Origin of the sequence: Legionella sp. 16cNR16C (assembly GCF_021297775.1) — a bacterium.
GTDB classification, from domain to species: domain Bacteria; phylum Pseudomonadota; class Gammaproteobacteria; order Legionellales; family Legionellaceae; genus Legionella_C; species Legionella_C quinlivanii_A.
The window spans coordinates 120,370-138,997 of record NZ_JAJTMX010000002.1 but is presented as its reverse complement, the minus strand read 5'-3'; the positions used below and the strand labels follow the sequence as shown (position 1 = coordinate 138,997).

Below are 18,628 nucleotides of genomic sequence, written 5' to 3'. Positions count from 1 at the left end.
GCAGTGTCGTATTAATACAGACTAGGTTATCGCTGCTCTCTAATTAGGGAGCAGCTGAGGTTAGACTGTATAGCTATCAACATATTCAATTCCGTCTAAATAACTTCCAGTTCATGTAAAAAATAATAGCTAAGATCATTATCACAGATTAATTTTAAAAACCAATGTGATTAACTATTGCTCAAAATGAATAATTAATTTATTATGCAGCAATACCAGAAATCACTTAGACTTACGAAAGAACAACATAATGGGTAATAAAGAGCAATTATTTTTTAATAGTATTGAGACAATTTTTCCACAACTGATTGACGACTTTGAAGCAGCAGGTCCTGCACATACTCTTCATGAAAAAGCTATACATGCCTATACTATTCACAGCTTCAAACTGCTTCGAAGCGTTTCACAAGCAGATAATCCATTAGCAGCGCTCGAAGAAGCGCTGATCGAAAACTGGAAGATCATAACCGGCAATCTGCTTTGCTATACTGCATTACCGAATCATTCAGTCACTAAAATCTGGTGCGAAGCGGCCAAAGTTGTCGCTTCCAACAAACCGCATTCAAAAAATGGAGAACCGGCAAATCCTCTGTTATTTCTAATTCCCAGCTTACAATGCGTTGAGTCTGTGCATGAAGATTATCCTTGTTTAATACCAGTCCGAAACCAGACAAATGAATGGGACATGGATCTGGTTCATATTCTTTCTACTCATATTTTAAATGATGCTGGCACTCACCTGCTTCCATTGCGCGCTTTGCTGGTGCTTGATGAAAATGCTGGTATACCCACGATATATAATCCCTATATCGATGATAAAACGGAACCCAGTTCAGTCGAAATGAACTGTAATGAAATTTATCGATTGGCTCAGCACTGCTTTGAATCCCAGACAATTTATGAATCCAAACAACGTCTTGATGCACTGACATTAGATAATGGCAATTTGCTAGGCCAGCTTAATCTTTTACGCCAGAAAATGCGGGAAAATAGCGTCCACGGCGTAGGTAAGGAATTAACCGCAGGTCAATTCTTTGATAAAAATATCTATGATTTCCTGGCCTGGTATGATCAAATGGATAATCACAGTAAGGAGCCCCAAGAAGTCAGGGATTTTATCGACAAAGTGCGTGGGTTTACTGCCCCTAGTGTTAAAGCTTTCGACAAAGACCTGATTGTTAAAATTATAAATTCAGCTGATAAATTGCCATCCGAAATCAGGGACTATATCAACCTCCTTAAGCCCTTAGTAAAGATGGACCAACCCAATCCAGATCAACTGGAACAGGCACGCCAGGTTATTTATGATGTTCTTTCAAAATTAGGGTTTATTTCCAAGCCAACATCTACCTTGGTTACTCCTATACCACCGACACTCGCGGGCTCCCTCACGAAATTAAGGAAATTTGCTTTTAAAAAAAATAACCAGGAAGATCCCAATACCTGCCTTAAAATTTTAGGGGATCAGCTAGAAAAACTGATAAAAAAACATGCTCCAATACTGAGCAAAATCGGCATCAGTAATGATAAAAAACAATTGTTAGTTGCTGAGGTAGTGCAATCTTTTAAAGATGCAAAAACCCTCTTTAAAAAGAAACTCATTAATCAGGAAGCATTTAATGGCCAGGACAAGCTAAATTTAAGCCGAAAACTGCTGTCGTATTTTTCATTAAAACTTAGCTTTACTCATCCCCAGGATTTTGAAGTGCTTGAACGCTTAAGCGAAGAAGAGATTGCCTCTATATGTTCTGACAAGGAAATAACAGATTCTTTACTCAATTCACAAAACACCGAGTCCCTGATTCTTTTTGCATTGACCACATCCCCTGCTAAATTGAATGCGCTTTTAGGCGCTTTAAGTCAATCACTACTTGATGGTGAAAACAAAAAGCTGGACCGTTTAACTCCTTTGCTTATTCATCTTTTTAGCGCTTTGGATATAGAAAAATGCAAGGGTATCAGCGAGCAGATAAAGCAATACTTCATTAAACTTTGCATTCAACAATCAAGCAGATTTTCAGGTTTCATGAGGAAGCTTAGCTCAGATAAACAAGTAGCTATTTTAGATTCGATCAGAGAGGAACTACCTAAATTCATAAATACTAGCTCCTCTTTCTGCAAAATATATTCATTGCGTATTTTAAAAGACACTCCGCAGAAACAGGCTTTATTCGATGATATGAAACAAAGACTTCCCAGGCTGCCAAAAAATATAGGAGAGTTTACTCAGCTTTATAATACGCTTTCACCCGCTCATCAAACACTCATTTTTCCTCAGGGATTAAAAGAAAAAATAGATAATATAAAAAATCTTAATAGTTTTATTAAGATCTATGCCTCACTCAATTCTGAGGAAGCCGCGAATTTGTTGTCAGTATATAAACAGAATTTTCCGATCTGGGTCAAAACATCCCAGAATTTGTTAGATTTATGCAAATCGCTGACTCTGGAACAATTTAATGAGTTGCTTGATATCATACCAATAGACAAGCTCACGAAAAATCGAACCCCGGAACAAATCTATACTGCTTTAAGAAAAACTTATTGGCATCCAATACCTCTTAGGCCCCTTTCCCTAATGATGTCATTAACAGATCCAGACAAGATCCTCTCTTTCGAATCATTACTACAGACTATTGAACCTATCGCTCTTGAACAATTGCGGCTTGTCAATAAAGCGATTTTGCCTGCTAAGCTTAGTTCAGTAGCAGAAATCACTTCCGAGCATGAAGAAAAGCTTTGTGAAGAGGAACGTCAATTTCTGCGTAAGTCACGAGAACAAACCGATTCTATTTTTTCAAGCATAGAAGCGCGTTTACCGAGCTTCCACTGGGACTCTGTGACCACCCTCTCCAATGTTATTCGCTTTAGTAGTTTTCAACAAAGAGAAAAAGTATTTCATCAGTTCATTTTTCCCCAGTTAAGAATCCTTGTAGATTCAGCAGCAAACTGGAATATTTTATTAACCAATCTTTCGCCTGCTCAGCGGGAAACTGTTAATGATTTTATCTATAGTAATCTTGTGCTTTCAGGGTTGTTCAAGGGAGCTAATGATTTCATCTGGGGACCATTAAAATTTTTGAATGAGGGGCAGCGTTCTCGCATTTTCAAAACCTTTGCAAAGGAATTAAGTTCATCGATTAGCTCTTTCTCTTACCTATCGAATTTTATAAGCAATAATGCGCTTTCAAACAAAGAATGTCGATTGGTATTTGACCTGTTTAAAAATAAAATGACTGGGTGGGCCGATAAAAATGCATATAAAATTACCATCCTTTTTACTCATTTAGATAATGAGGGTCGTAAAGAAGCATTTGAACTATTGAAGGATTTTTTCCCCCAGAATATTAAATATTTGTGGGAGCTAATTTCTATTTCCCGTTATTTAAGCAAAGAGCAGTTAGAACAGATTATCCCTAAACTGACAATAACCAATTCTTCCCAATCTACAACTCTCGCTGCTCTGTCCAGCATGAAGTTAGATGAATGCGAGCCGGTTATAGATAGGCTATTTAACTTTCTGCCGCAAGCAATTAACTCACCCGCAGATTTTATATCGTTCAGCAGTTATTTAACTCCTGCACAATGCTATAAATTGTTTATAATAGTCTTGCCTCGATTTTCAAGCCTTGAACAAGCCAGCTTGATTTTAACGGAGCTAACCCAAAAACTGCCCAAGCAAACTGCTCGAATCATTTTTTGCAGTATGCTTGAGCTTTTTAACGAGGATCAGGAAAAATTTATAACTTTTTGCAATAATCAGCAGCAATCCTTATCGAATATACTCAGCTCTGTTGATGATGTGATTTTCTTTATGAAAAGGCGTATGCATTTTGATATTGTACTATTCCTTGCGGCCGCCAAACCCATGTTAGCAGCCCTCAATCCATCCGCAGTGGAGTATGACGATTTAATATACCATCTTGAACCTGGGGAACTTAAAACCCTGTCAAACTATTTACCCGCACTTAAAGACGTCATTCCAATCGATTCGCCTGGGCGCAATTCTCAATCATTTTTTGGCAGTAAAAAGCGCAAAGCAGAGGGGGCTCAAGCAGCGCCTGATAAACGGCATCGTCAAGAGGAAAAATCTGAGATTGGAACAAGCTATCGGTTTCCACCCACAGAAGAAACACCGGATGGTTTGTACACATCGCAACCACCAATGCAGGCATTGCTAGATGATTTGTTTCCTGGCATACCCATGGAGACCGATGAGGAACCAAGTCTGAATTTTTGGAGACAATAATCCACTCCCGACGTCATCCCGAACGCAGCGATGGATCTCCCTTAAATACGTGCCTGGTGCCGGAGATCCCTCGCTGGCGCTCGAGATGACGTGGCATAGCCGTCAGGCTAAGGGATGACGTGAGGAACTCAAAGTAAGCGGGCTTTTTCCGGCATGGTTTCGTAGGCTTTTTGTATATATCCGTCCTGGGACAACATAATAGCCATTGGCCTTGTCTTGTCAAAATGCGCGAATATAATCATCATCATTACCGTAATAGGTACTGAAAGAAACATTCCCAGAATTCCCCACATCGCACCCCATAATGCCAAGGCAAATAAAATTACCAGAGGGCTTAAATTTAGTGATTTGCTCAAAAAACGCGGCTCAATGATATTGCCAATGATAAATTGGATAGTGGTTAATCCTATTGAGACGATAATAAAGGGTAACCAGTTATCGAACTGTATCAGCGCCAGTAAAGCCGGAAACAAAGTGGCAATAATTGCACCGATATTAGGAATAAAATTGAGAAAAAAGATGAGCAAGGCCCAGAATTCTGCAAAATCCAAACCCACTATTTTCATAATAATCCAACTGGTCAGCGCGGTGACCAGACTAATTAAGGTTTTTAAACCGAGATAGGTTTGAGTATCTTTAACAATATGCCCCAAAATGTTATTAACCAGCTGACGATTATTCGACTCTTTAATCATGGCATTTAATTTTTGCTCAAAATAATGCTGCTCTACAAATAAAAAAACGACATATAAAATAATTAATACAGCCGAACTGGTCACAGAGCTAAACACACCATATATATTAACCATGATCTCCTGAATGCTTAGGCTTTTTACGAAACTATCAAATTTGGCCATGATTTTTATATTAAAATAATCATCTATTTTATTAAAAATAGCCATCAGGTTTTCCTGATAACGCGATGAGGCCTGAATGACATCGCTGACATTATTTCCAATAATATCTACCAATACTTTAATCAATAAAGCGACAGCGAGAAATGCCAGGATCTTGCTTAACCAGTCAGGAACCCGCCCTTCAACACCTGGTATTTTTTTTACAAAAACATAAATTGTATTTAATAAGTGCCAGATAAAAATAGCGACAACCAGTGGAATAATGAGACTTCTGCCGACAATCAGTAAATACCCGATTATCCATACCATAATTAAACCTGCGGCGAACGACACAGTTCGATTCATTTATTGGTCACTCCCTTAATATTAGGCTCATTCTAATAGCTCCCGCAGGAAAGCAAAAGCTTTCTAAATCATAAAAAAATTGTAACTCTCAACGTCATCCTGAACGCAGTGAAGGATCTCCTGAATCTGGCTCAGTTCTAAGCAGTTTGAGATCCTTCACTGCGTTCAGGATGACGTAAGGAGTTACAAAAAATTTATAAAACTCAACTGTGAATAAATTCTTTAAAATTTCCTAACCATCGTGTGGCAATTTGCTCTGCTGTATCGACCGATTCCTGCAGCAATTGTCTGGCGGCTTCTGCAACCTGCGGCAGCAAAGCCGCATCGCGCTGTAGATTAGCGATTTTGAATTGCCGGTATCCGGTTTGCCGGGTTCCCAGAATTTCACCGCTGCCGCGGAGTTGTAAATCTTTCTCTGCGATAATAAATCCATCATTGGTGGACTTCATCACCCGCAAACGTTCGCTTCCTGACTGGGAAAGAGGTGACTGATAAATTAACAGGCAAAAGGATTGGCTATTACCCCGCCCTACCCGGCCTCGAAGCTGATGAAGCTGAGAAAGCCCCAGCCGCTCGGCGTTTTCAATGATCATCACACTGGCATTGGGAACGTCTACACCCACTTCAATCACCGTAGTCGCCACGAGCAAATCAATTTCACCCTGCTTAAAAGCGGCCATTGTGGCTTCTTTTTCCACGGCTTTCATTCGACCATGAACAAGACCCACACGCGCCGAAGGCAATTGGGCCTGCAAATTCTCAGCAGTCACCGTCGCTGCCATACACTGAAGTTTTTCTGATTCTTCAATTAAAGTACAAACCCAGTAAGCCTGTGCTCCACTGGCGAGGGCTGTCTTAAGCCTTTCAATGATAGAGTCACGCTTCTCCTGACTGATTACCACAGTTTGTATGGGCATGCGTCCAGGGGGTAATTCATCAATAACAGAAATATCAAGATGAGCAAACTGAGTCATCGCCAAGGTTCTTGGAATGGGGGTTGCCGTCATTAATAGCTGATGAGGGATAAGTGAATCAATCTGCCCTTTTTGCTGCAATGACAAGCGTTGTTCAACACCAAAACGATGCTGCTCATCAATAATGACCAGACCCAGCTTGGCAAACTCCACCTGCTCCTGAAACAGGGCATGCGTTCCAATCAGCAGATGGCCTTCATGAGAATGCAGCTTTTGCAAGGTTTCCCGGCGTTCTTTAAGCTTCATTTTTCCGCTAAGACGAAGGCATTGAACTCCCAAAGGCTCAAACCAGCGTTGAAAATTAAAAAAATGCTGCTCAGTAAGTAAGTCGGTCGGCGCCATAAAGGCGGCCTGATAGCCATTCTCAATTGCATGCAAACTGGCCAAAGCCGCTACAGTGGTTTTCCCGCAGCCTACATCCCCCTGCACCAGCCGAAGCATGGGTTTTTCCATTACAAGATCAGCGCTTATTTCTGAATCAACCCGTAACTGAGCAGACGTCAGCGGATAGGGAAGATTGGCAATAAACTGTGCTTTCAAATCCCTTTTATCCTTGAAACAGGGAGCCGATAAATGGTTGCGGTGCCGTCTGGCGAATTGCATGCTTAAGCGCTGCGCTAATAATTCCTCAAAAGCCAGTCTCTGCATGGCCGGATGCTTGCCTTCCTCCAGCAAGGAGAGGGCAATATCCGGAGGCGGCTGGTGTAAAAGCATCAAAGACTCGTGAATTGAAGAAAAGTTCAGACTCTTCAACTGCTGCGCAGTCATCCATTCCAGCTCCTGCAAAACTGGCTGACTGGCGGCAAGCGCTAATTTCACTAATTGGCGAAGACGGCTCTGGCTTAAACCTTCTGTGCCCGGGTAAATCGGCGTTAAGGTTTCCTCGACCCGCATATCCTGTTCATCTTCTAATAATCGATATTCGGGATGGATCATTTCCAGCTGATGAGAGAATTCCTTGACTTCACCAAAAGCACGCAGTAACTGGCCTGGCTGCAATGCCTTGACCTGGTTTTTGTTAAAATGAAAAAATCGAAGTTTGATGACTGCCGTTTTGTCTTCCACATAGCAATAAAGCATCATCCGTTTGCCGTATTTAACTTCTGTTTTGCAAACACGTCCCATAATAACTGCATGATCATCAGGTCTCAAATCACAAATAGCAGTCACCCGCGTTCTGTCCTGATAACGGAAAGGCAGGTGAAAGATTAAATCAGCGATGGTATTAATCCCGCAGCTTTGCAATTTGCCGGCCAGCGCGGGACCAACCCCGGCTAATATTTCGCAGGATTGTGATAGCACGTTTATAAATTAGATATAAATAAACATCATAACAGAAATCCTAGCTTGAAAACTCATTTTTTGGATTTTCGTCCAAAGCCGCGGTCTCCTGTTTATAATATCTTTTCGTTTCCTTTCCTCTGGAGAAGAAGGTTATCCAGTCGTTTTTCTTTTTACTTTGACTCATACAATCCTCCATAGCCCTGCGGGCATCTACATAAGAGATTTTTTTTGCCTTGGCATTACATGAGTACTCCCATAGCTTTCCAATTGTTTTAGGTACTCTCTTTTGAGTTTTATCGGGAAGAGTAATATCGACACCACCGCCCCCCATACCCAAAAAACCTACTTTAAATGGATTATTTATGATTATTTGACGTTGCTTTTTGACCCAGTTTTTTGCTTCTTTTTCCACATCATTAATAAGTCGCGTCCTAAACTCCTTACGGTGCTCAGGATGAATAAGAGATTTGATTGTTTTTCTTGCGCGCAGATCACCATAGCACTTGATTGTAGCCTGTACTTCCTCTTCCCCAAGAATATCAAACAGCAGGCTTTTCCTGTGAATATCTTTCACTGGATTAAGCAAAGTGGCTAACATGCAATAGTTTTGGCCGATCACGGTTCTTAATTGCTTTGGTCCTACGATATCTTTCAAATATTCCATATGACAATCCAGCGGGAGCGCGCTTAATTGCGCAGCCAGAGATGCGCTTGATTTTGCAAAAAGGCGTAATTTTTCAATACTAAATAGATTTTGTAGAAATGCGAGGTGAGGTATGTCCAAGGGCTTGAGAAATTTTAGCAGTTTATCATAGTGAAACTCTTGCGAAACCAGGGCATTTAACTTATCCTGGCCAACAATCGTTGAAAGGAAGTCTGGAATAAACTCAGGTTTTATGGATTTAAGATACATTTCCAATGTGTAAAAGCTATCAAGATAGACGCGCAGTTTTTCCGCAGAAGCAATAGTTACTATCTGCTGCTGAGCTTTTGCGCTTCCAAGAACATCAAACAATTTAAAAAATTCGTATTCTTTTTGAATGTTGCTAATTTTCGATTCAAAACGTTTCAGACATTTTATCTGGGCATCTTCTGTTTTCAGACTCTTCAACAGAAGTTCGATCGTAGCGATATTCAGGTTAGCAATGGGCGCAACTTCAATCATTTCGAGGAGCTGCTCTTCATTAAAATGGCCTAAGATATCTTTAAAACCCTGACGGCTATTCTCCTGATTTGCACTAATGCACAACTCATACACTGATTCCGGAACAAAGTGCTCAACACAAAACGCCGCAAATTCTGGATGCGCTGCCTGAGAAACATATCGCAATGCCTTTGCTGTAGTGCGCGCTTCGTCAATGTTTAAAGGAGGTCTGCCAAGCGCTTTCTCGATCACCGCAGCCAGATGAAACAATCGCCTGGTGGCTATAAAATCCTCAAAGAAAAGACGTTGCCAGTGCTCAATTTCAATGACGTCTGATTTCGGTGGGATATAATTTAAAAAAGACTGCCAGCTTCCCTGGGTTACACACTTCCTGTCCAGACAATCAAGCGTGGTTTCGATATGCCCGCCTAAACATAGTAATACATTGTAGGCATATCTGAATGAATCGACTTTGTCCTGAGACTTTTCATTGATCTGAAGCGTCTCAAAAAGAAAATAATAGCTTTTAAAGGCATTGAATAAACTATCCGAAATTTCTTTAAAGTAAGAGTGTTGCTGATTGAGCAAGCCAAACATAACCTGGAGATGAGAATCGCTGGCTACATGCGCATAGCCCCTATCCTGTGAATCCGGGTAAAGCGTTTTATATAAATCAACATTTAAAGCATAGATATAGCCTTTAAAACCTGAGTTTCTAGAATAAGAGGCAAAAAAACGGTCAGCTTCAAGTATTTCTTCTTTAGTTAAAGACTCCCAGCGGAATAAATAACGGTACAATTGTTTAAACATAGACATTCTTGTTTGAACGAAAGGCTTAATAAAAACAAATTTAGCAGTTAAAATCAATGAATCTGCTATTTTCTCTCTTTTAAACCAGTCGCAATCGGCGTTACACCGATATTCGGATTAATACCGCAGTCATCGAGTATTTTTAGCAGGTTATTGCCACGCCGGGTCAGACGGGTGATGCAATACTCTTCCAGATAGCTTCTTAAGATATAATAATAATCCGGGAGGGTTAGCAGGGTCAGAATTTTTTCAGCCCGCATCAAATGATGTGGATTGCTATAGTCGCAGGACTGATAAAGTACTGCCGCCAGCATGGAACAGATACTGGCCTGCCTTAGACTGTTTGCACGGTAAAAGCGGTGGATTGCATCATCTAATGCTCTGTCTTTATCCCATTCAACCCAGGTATCATATAAAGCCAGCGCTGTATCCACTGAAAAATGCTTATTTTCCTCCAGTTCCTGCAGTGCATAAGCCACAGGCACGATAGCCTGTATATTGGCCCAGGAGCAGTTACCGCTGATTTGGGAACTGATTGGCATTTGCAGAACAGGGCTCAATCCCAGTAGTTGATTAATAGTTTGATGAAAGAAACTGCGCGGTTGCTTTTTATAAAGAAATTCCCTTAAAAAAGGCAGATTGACCGCATCAGGCCGCCCTAAACGGTATATATTAACAGAGCCTTCCTTTAAACTGTTTTCACCCCGGTCAATTTTAGCCCACCAGTTTTTATAACGTATAAATCCCAGGGCATGTCCGCGGCTCGCAGCCGGAAGAATGAGAATGGGTGACTTAAGCAAGTTATTCAGATGCGCAAAATGCTGCTCGGTGAATACTGGTTGATGCTGTAGCTGCAACAGCTCAGCAGCGGCACTAAAGCCATCCATAATGGTGTACAGCAAAGGAAAATAGCCCCGTAAATGCCGGGTTGAATAGGAACTGATAAAGCGTCGCAGTGAATCCTTAAGAATAGCGACAGTGAATTCCAGAATGAAGCCTTCATAATCAAGCTCGACGAATTCATTATCGGCATTGACAATATCCACATCCCCCTGCAATTCAAAACGATGCCCCAGCAATTTACCCAAAATAAAATCAAGGGCAAAATCAAGTCTTGCGCCATGTTGATAAAGAATCTGCTTTAAACTGTCCTGACTGCGTAAAACCGGGTAAACCAGAATAGACAACCCGGCGTTAGTATAGGCGTTTGGATTGGCCCGATGTTCCAGCAATAGACGCGTCATATTCAAATCATTATTGTCTACCGCCCAATGCAAAGGAGTTCGTCCAGTGACGTCCGGTTTATTCACATTGGCTCCTCTGCCCAGCAGCTGAGCTGCAATTTCAGGCCGTTTGGCGACTGCGCATTCGATTAAAGGCGTAAACCCATACTCGTCTATATCATCAAGAGATTCGCCCTGTCGCAAATAGAACTCAAAGTCAGGCATGCGGCCGCTAATAATATCATTTGCAATTGTCATTAATTAGGACTCGGTCTTGGTGCGGTGAACTTGGGCATATTACCCAATCGCAATTGTTTTTCCTGTTCCTGTTTACGCTTTTCATTATCAAATTCCCGACGCGCCTCTGAATTCAGCGGCGGTTCAGGGTTAACATTTGGATCATAGCCATCATAGCGCTGATCAGCCAATAGCGGATGCTGCATGATCGAGTTCTGCAACTCACCTTCCGGGCTTCTGTTCACTTCCTCGTCATTGTGTTCGCGTGCATGAACTCTCGCCAGCCTGCGATGTCCATCCTGTTCGAGTAAACGCCGTTTACGCTCAGTGGAACGGTTTTCATCAACCAGATAAGAACTCTGATCTGAGCGATCAGGAATATCGACACCTGGCAATCCCCTTGCCCTGCCGCGGTTCAATACATCAATAACCGTCAATCGAGCAGCATCAGAGGCCAGTGTTAATTTTTTTCCGTCAGAAAAAACCGCACGATAAAGATTACCACTTGCAGTCGGGGTCAGCCGCTCTGTGGTATAGGTATTGTGATTGGCATTATGAATATTAAGCCAGCTTTTTCCCTGATCTCTGCTGATTTGCCATTGAACAAAAACAGCGGACGACTCCGATTGTGCCACAGCCGAAAACGTGGCTCTGTACCCGGCATTCATTGTTTGATCCCGGGGATGCTGGGTGATTACAAAATCTTTTGGTTGTTTTGTCCGCCTCTTGAGCAATGACATTTTCGTGCCTACATTAAGAAACTAATAAAAGTATAGATTATTCAAACCTGACTATTCAGATTTTTCAACCGGGTATAACACCTGCTGGTGCGCACCGGTTGCATGAAACACTGTTTGTTTATATTTGGGCCTTTTTTTTCAAATTTCAAGCCTTTGCGATTACAAATACTCTCTTTGTAAAATCTCAGCAATCTGAACCGCATTGCTGGCAGCACCTTTTCGGATATTATCGGCAACCACCCACATATTAAGCCCATTCGGATGGGTGATATCCTGTCTGATACGTCCTACAAACACTTCATCGCGACCGATCGCATGAGTTATCGGCGTTGGGTATTTCAGCTTTTCCGGATCATCGACCAAGACCACGCCCGGCGCTTTTTTCAGTAGTTCTCTTGCCTTTTCTACCGATAAGGGTGCTTTGAGTTCGAGATGTATTGCTTCTGAATGACCATATAAAACAGGAACTCGCACAGTTGTCGGGTTGACAAGAATACTATCATCTTCCATGATTTTCCTGGTTTCCCAAACCATTTTCATCTCTTCTCTGGTGTAGCCATTTTCCTGAAATTCATCGATATGCGGCAGCACATTAAAAGCGATTTGCTGGGGATAGACTGAACTTTTGGGCGGACGGCCGTTAAGCAGCTCTCCTACCTGCTCAATCAGTTCTGAGACCGCTTTTTTTCCGGTTCCAGAAACTGCCTGATACGTTGCCACGTTAATACGGGAAATTCCCACTGCATCATGTAAAGGTTTCAGGGCTACAACCATCTGAATGGTGGAGCAATTGGGGTTGGCGATAATATTTCGATTTTGGTAATCCCTGATGCGCCCTGGATTTACTTCAGGAACTACTAGAGGAATATCGTCTTCGTAACGAAAGCAGGAGGTGTTATCAATGACAATGCAGCCAGCTTCTGCGGCGATCGGCGCGTAATGTTTGGAAACACTGCCGCCCGCTGAGAATAACGCAATGTCCACATCATGAAAATTAAAATGTGCCAAATCAATCACATCGAGAGTTTGACCATTAAATTGAACCGTTTTTCCGACCGAGCGCTCGCTGGCTAAGGGATAAAGATTATCCACTGGAAAATCACGCTCTTCCAGTACAGCTAATAAGGTTTCTCCGACAGCCCCTGTGGCTCCTACTACCGCTATATTTAATCGCCTGCTCATACTTTACCCCGTTAATTGTATCGATTATTACTGACTGTTTTGAGCACGATGCCGTAAGAAATGGTCCATTAGCACCAACGCCATCATTGCTTCTGCGATTGGAACCGCACGAATCCCGACACAGGGATCATGGCGGCCTTTTGTCACCACAGTCACTTCTTCGCCATGTGTATTAATGGTTAGTCCGGGTTTGACAATACTGGAGGTAGGTTTTAAAGCCATACTGACTTTAAGCTCCTGTCCTGTGGAAATTCCTCCCAGTATGCCGCCGGCATTATTTGTTAAAAAACCCTCTTTGCTCATTTGGTCACGATGTTCGCTGCCTTGCTGAGTGACTGATTGAAATCCAGCGCCTATTTCTACGCCCTTGACCGCATTAATAGACATCATTGCAAAGGCAAGGGTGGCATCCAGTTTATCAAAAACAGGATCGCCAAGACCCACAGGAATATTCCTGCCAATAACTGTTACTCGAGCACCTACCGAATCGCCCTGCCGTCTTAAATCATCAATATAATTTGCCAGCTCTGCGGGCTGATGATGATTTGGGCAGAAAAAAGGATTTTGCCCGATAGCGCTTTCATCGACAAATTCCAATTCAATTTTACCCATTTGCTGCAAAAAACCGACGATATCAATGTTAGCAAACTGTTTCAGATATAATCGGGCGATTGCCCCTGCAGCAACACGCGCCACTGTTTCTCTCGCCGAAGAACGACCGCCTCCGCGATAGTCGCGATGCCCATATTTATGATGATAGGTGAAATCGGCATGACCTGGCCGAAACAAGTCCTTGATATCATTATAATCTCTTGAACGTTGGTCAGTATTGTGAATGACTAACGCGATGGGTGTGCCGGTAGTTTTTCCTTCAAACACACCCGACAAAATCTGTACCGTATCGCTTTCCCGACGCTGGGTGGTGTATTTTGACTGACCAGGTTTTCGCTTATCCAAAAAGGGCTGTATCAGCGCTTCCGACAACATTAAGCCTGGAGGGCAGCCGTCCACGATACAGCCCAGTGCCGGCCCGTGGCTTTCACCAAAAGTGGTCACCTTAAAAAGCGTTCCAAACGTATTGCCGCTCATTCGCCTTGTTTTCCAAAATATGATTTTAATTGCCGGGCAGTCAGCAGGAAAACACCATGCCCCCCATGCTCAAAATCGAGCCATATGAAATCCAAATCAGGATAGGCTTCAATTAAAGCCTCTTCGCTATTCCCCACTTCAACAACCAGAATACCATGCTCAGTCAGGTAATCATGGGCATTTGCCATAATTTTTTCAACAATGGCCAGCCCATTTTCTTCACATTCCAGCGCCATTTCCGGCTCATGGCGATATTCCTCAGGCAATGTGGCCATTTCCTGAGATCCAACATAGGGCGGATTGGAAACAATAATGTCATAGCGCACAGGCGGTACTTTTTCCCAGCAATCAGACTGTATCAGTTGCAGCTGCTCTTCCATTTCATGTTTCTGCCGATTTATTCTGGCAACTTCCAGAGCTTCAGAAGACAAATCGACTGCGTCAATCTGAGCATCAGGAAACACATAGCCACAGGCAATCGCAATGCAGGCGCTGCCAGTACACAGATCCAGTACTCGATGCACCTGATTCGCCTCTATCCAGGGCGAGAACTGATGATTGATTAATTCAGCAATTGGAGAACGTGGAATCAGAACCCTCTCATCTACAAAAAAAGGCAAACCGCAGAAAAGAGCTTCCTGGATTAAATAAGCAACCGGAATACGCTCAATAATACGTTTGGCTAAACGCTCAGCCAGCATTTCTTTCTCGGCTGAGGTCAGACGGGCAGACAGAAGCTGCCTGTCTACAGAAATCGGAAGGTGCAGGCTGGCGGTAACCAGCCAGAATATTTCGTCCCAGGCATTATCGGTTCCATGACCATAATAAAGCCCTGATTTGCTCGCCTCGCTGTAACCAAAACGCAGAAAGTCAGAAATGGTCTCAAAATGAGCGGTTGATTGAATATACGACATATAGAAAATTCCACGAATAGATTAGCTGAAATTGTACAAAAAAAATGGGTCTCTGGATATTATTCCGTGGGTATCAGTTGCGGGAATTCTGCAATTACCTGTAGGTTGGGCCCTTGGCCCAACATTGAGTTCTGGAGTGGTTCAACCCCTTTTGTTGGGCCAAGGGCCCAACCTACAATGATTCCTTAACTTAATGGCAGTGGCTCCACTGGATGCCCCGAATAAATCGGGGCACGTAGGCATCCGTGTGAATGTACTCAGCCAGGCTTTAAAACACAATCCGTATTAATCGCCCTCTCGGCCAAAGGAGTCACCGCAGAAAAGATCGGGCTTCCTTTGGCATTTTGGATGGACGTCAGCACTGAATCCGTGGGCATTTGAAAATGGGTTTCAAGCAGGCGACCTTTTTGCTTCAATTGCGCTCGATACAATAAATTATCCGGGGATAACTCCAAAGCCTGCTCCAGGACGAATATCTCATCGCGCAACAATTTAGTGTCTGCAAGCAATTGCTTGTAACGAACAATATATTCTGCCATCGCATTCAGATTGGGCTCTTCCAAATAAGTCATCACAATAACATTCGGCTGCCAGTTGATATCAAATAACTGTAAATCATCCAATGCGATGTTTTCGAGAAAGCCTTTCTGTGCTGCGTCCGGAAGCGATCTGATTAGCCGAATAAAGCCTTGGATATAATAATGCTCCTGCAGATTGAAAATACTGCCAAGTTTCAGCCGCATGAACAATGGGCTTAAAAAAAGCTTGAAATCATTTTCAATGCCAAAAGTCCATATATCGCTTAACTGCTGCAAATAAGTCTGCCAAAGAATTCTGGCTGCTGATTTTCCAGTCATAATGGGTCGCTTCCTTTTTCTCCTATTATCCTTTAATCACAGAAAAATGCTAATCCAAAGCAAAAGAACAGTCTTTAAGTTTTACCCATTTTGTTTTTCTAAACCATTTATGGATTAGCCACACAGCAATAAACAAAGGCAGGCCAATGTAGGAAATCAGCAAGCCATACCAGTCAATAGGTGAAGCAGAAAACGCTTTATAATTCTGGCCGCCAATAACAATAAGGCAAAGCATAAACGCCAGCAACGGCGCATAGGGGTAAGCCTTGGCCTTGTAGGGCAGGTTTTTAAGCTCATAGCCTTTTAGCAGATAAGCCTTGCGAAAACGATAATGGCTGACTGCAATTCCCATCCAGGCAATAAATCCAGCCAGACTGCCGGCATTCAGTAACCATAAATAAACGCGTCCATTACCAAAAAAAGAGGAAAAGAAAGCCAGCAATGCGACACCGGCTGTGGCGATTAGTGCCGCCATGGGCACTCCCCTGCGATTAACCCGGCTGAATACAGAAGGGATGTGCCCTTGTTTTGCCAAGAACCAGAACATACGACTTGCCACGTATATTCCTGAATTTGCTGTCGATAAAATGGCTATTAAAATGACAATATTCATGAAACTTGCAGCAAAGCCATAATGCTTGAATACCAGAGTGAAGGGGCTCATTAACACACTGCTTTCAATCAACTGAGGCGAAGTATAGGGAATTAATAAACTGATAATCAGAAGCGAGAGAACAAAAAACAGCAGAATACGCCAGAAAATCAATTGAATTGCTTTGGGAACATTTTTCTCGGGATTCTGACTTTCTCCTGCAGCAATGCCAATTAACTCCGTACCCTGAAAAGAAAATCCAGCCACCATAATGGCAGCAAAAACGCCAAAGACACCGCCATGAAAAGGCGCATCTCCAATATGCCAGTTTTTGAAACCCACAGGTTCATAGGCGGTTAATCCGGTGATCATGCCTAAACCTGCAACAATGAATAAAATGATCACTGCAATCTTGATAAAAGAAAACCAGTATTCCGCCTCACCAAATGCTTTGCTGGAAATCGCATTAAAACCAATCACCAGAGAGAGGAACAGTGAACACCATAATAAGGAGGAACTCTGTGGAAACCAGTATTGCATAATGATGGCGGAAGCAGCTATTTCAGAGGCAATAGAAACTGCCCAGCTATACCAGTAATTCCAACCGAGGGCATAACCCAGCGAAGGATCGACAAAGCGTGTTGCATACACATAAAACGAGCCGGAAGTGGGCATGAAAGCAGCCATTTCACCAAGGCTCGTCATCAGAAAATACACCATACAACCTATGAGAAGATAAGCAAACAGGGTTCCGCCTGGACCTGCAAGCGACAGGGCATTGCCGCTTCCCAGAAAAATTCCTGTTCCAATAGAGCCTCCCAGAGTAATCATACTGAGTACACGCGCATTCAGTTTACGGTGTAGACTATGACTCTCTTGTGTATTGTTCATTCCAAAATCCTTTTAGAACCATCAGCCACACTCATCCTAAATCATAATCAGCAAAAACTCTTCTATTCATTTAAAAACTGACAAAGTAATTGCTGGAAATGATGAGTACCCTGCTCCTTCGTCGGAGAAAACCGTCCGCTTTCGTAAAAGCGCGAGCGGATTCCTTTCTGTACTGATTCGACCACCGCCTCATCTTCTCGCTCCACTTTATCCAGTTCACCACCCGCACCCAGCCCTAATTTGGATTCATCCAGAACATAAGTTAGAAAAGAGACTTTACTCAAGCCGGGATTAATCGGCTTAACCACATTCACAGAGCATCCCCAGGGATAAAAGTTCAACATGGTGTTTGGAAAAATCCAGTAATAGTAAGCAGCGACTTCCTTGCCATAGTCGACAGCATTTTCAGGCAATTCAAAACTGATTTCCCCCTGCGAGGCCAAAGCCAGTTGCAAATTGCAATAGGGATAAATTTCGGTGGTATAAGTCGTACAATCTATTGCTTTTCTTAGTGAATGATGTACGAATGGTATATGTAAAGCTTCCAGATAATTTTCGCAATAAAGCGCCCAATTCGCTTTAACCAGATAATCACGCGAACGATTCACATCCAGACGCATTTTTTCCATGGGTAACCAGAATAATCGATCCCTGATTTCAGCGATAACGCTTTCAAATGGAATTAGTGGATTTAAAGAAGCAAAAATAAATGGATCAAAACAGGCAAAAGGAACCTGCGTTAAATCATCTTTTTCAGAAGGAAAATCCTGTGTCTGTTCAAACTCAGGCATGTGTAAAAATTTCCCACAGAGATTAAACCGCCGACCATGATAGGCGCATTTTATTTTCTGAGCGCTGCAGGGTTGCTCTATTAAAATTTTCCCTCGATGAGTGCAGACATTACTCAGGCAATTTAAGCGGCCCTGTTCATCTCTCGAGAATAGCAGCGGCTCATCAAGAAATCCCGGCAGCAGCGTAAACGGTACCAGCTGCTGCTCCAGATACAAATTCTCCATTCCCATGCAAAACTGCCAGCTGCGAGCAAAGATTTTTTCTTTGGCCAGTTCAAACCAGACAGGGGAAGTATAAAACTCGGAGGGAATTGTCTTTGCTTTTGCGATATCGGGATTAATCGTCAACATCTTTAGTTAGTCCTTTACTAATACTAATTCAATCAAATCGTCTCAACGTCATCCGCTGCGCTCAGGATGACGTACCTGGGGAGTTACAAAATATTGTA

The 18,628-nt window shown here is 42.6% G+C and carries 12 protein-coding genes; 1 reads left to right on the top strand and 11 read right to left on the bottom strand.

What is annotated here, in order from left to right; translation table 11 throughout:
• Positions 1-250 precede the first annotated feature (250 nt).
• Entirely contained in the window at positions 251-4,249 is a 3,999-nt protein-coding gene (locus LXA66_RS04535) for a hypothetical protein (RefSeq protein ID WP_233012168.1), read from the top strand.
• A 128-nt stretch (positions 4,250-4,377) separates the two neighbouring features.
• Here LXA66_RS04535 and LXA66_RS04530 read toward each other — a convergent pair whose 3' ends face one another.
• The 11 genes from LXA66_RS04530 to LXA66_RS04480 all read right to left on the bottom strand — a co-directional run bounded on the left by LXA66_RS04530 (position 4,378) and on the right by LXA66_RS04480 (position 18,530).
• Complete coding sequence (locus LXA66_RS04530) at positions 4,378-5,451, bottom strand: AI-2E family transporter (protein WP_112219083.1); 1,074 nt, start codon at positions 5,449-5,451, stop codon at positions 4,378-4,380.
• A 203-nt stretch (positions 5,452-5,654) separates the two neighbouring features.
• A complete protein-coding gene (gene recG / locus LXA66_RS04525; protein ID WP_233012166.1) occupies positions 5,655-7,727 on the bottom strand; it encodes an ATP-dependent DNA helicase RecG in 2,073 nt (690 codons plus the stop codon).
• 40 nt (positions 7,728-7,767) lie between these two features.
• Positions 7,768-9,663: a hypothetical protein gene (locus LXA66_RS04520; protein ID WP_233012165.1), complete on the bottom strand. Its 1,896-nt coding sequence runs from the start codon at positions 9,661-9,663 to the stop codon at positions 7,768-7,770.
• Positions 9,664-9,728: 65 nt separating this feature from the next.
• Positions 9,729-11,144 carry a Dot/Icm T4SS effector AnkH/LegA3 gene (gene ankH / locus LXA66_RS04515; protein ID WP_233012163.1) on the bottom strand — a complete coding sequence of 472 codons (1,416 nt, stop codon included), beginning with the start codon at positions 11,142-11,144 and terminating at the stop codon, positions 9,729-9,731.
• Positions 11,144-11,791 (bottom strand): hypothetical protein, encoded by a 648-nt coding sequence (locus LXA66_RS04510; RefSeq protein WP_133140894.1) that lies wholly within the window; start codon positions 11,789-11,791, stop codon positions 11,144-11,146. The genes ankH and LXA66_RS04510 overlap by 1 nt, the downstream gene beginning before the upstream one ends.
• Before the next feature lie 231 nt (positions 11,792-12,022).
• Positions 12,023-13,045, bottom strand: coding sequence for an aspartate-semialdehyde dehydrogenase (locus LXA66_RS04505; RefSeq protein ID WP_233012161.1), 1,023 nt, complete (start codon positions 13,043-13,045; stop codon positions 12,023-12,025).
• 27 nt (positions 13,046-13,072) lie between these two features.
• Positions 13,073-14,134, bottom strand: a complete 1,062-nt coding sequence (gene aroC / locus LXA66_RS04500) for a chorismate synthase (RefSeq protein WP_133140892.1) — start codon at positions 14,132-14,134, stop codon at positions 13,073-13,075.
• Entirely contained in the window at positions 14,131-15,048 is a 918-nt protein-coding gene (gene prmB / locus LXA66_RS04495) for a 50S ribosomal protein L3 N(5)-glutamine methyltransferase (protein WP_233012152.1), read from the bottom strand. Before prmB ends, aroC begins: the two co-directional genes overlap by 4 nt.
• Positions 15,049-15,305: 257 nt before the next feature.
• Positions 15,306-15,905 (bottom strand): hypothetical protein, encoded by a 600-nt coding sequence (locus tag LXA66_RS04490; protein ID WP_233012150.1) that lies wholly within the window; start codon positions 15,903-15,905, stop codon positions 15,306-15,308.
• A gap of 49 nt (positions 15,906-15,954) precedes the next feature.
• Positions 15,955-17,388: an amino acid permease gene (locus LXA66_RS04485; RefSeq protein ID WP_233012148.1), complete on the bottom strand. Its 1,434-nt coding sequence runs from the start codon at positions 17,386-17,388 to the stop codon at positions 15,955-15,957.
• Positions 17,389-17,450: 62 nt separating this feature from the next.
• The gene (locus tag LXA66_RS04480; RefSeq protein WP_233012147.1) at positions 17,451-18,530 is read right to left on the bottom strand and encodes an SRPBCC family protein; all 1,080 of its coding nucleotides are present in this window, start codon (positions 18,528-18,530) and stop codon (positions 17,451-17,453) included.
• Between the last annotated feature and the right edge of the window lie 98 nt (positions 18,531-18,628).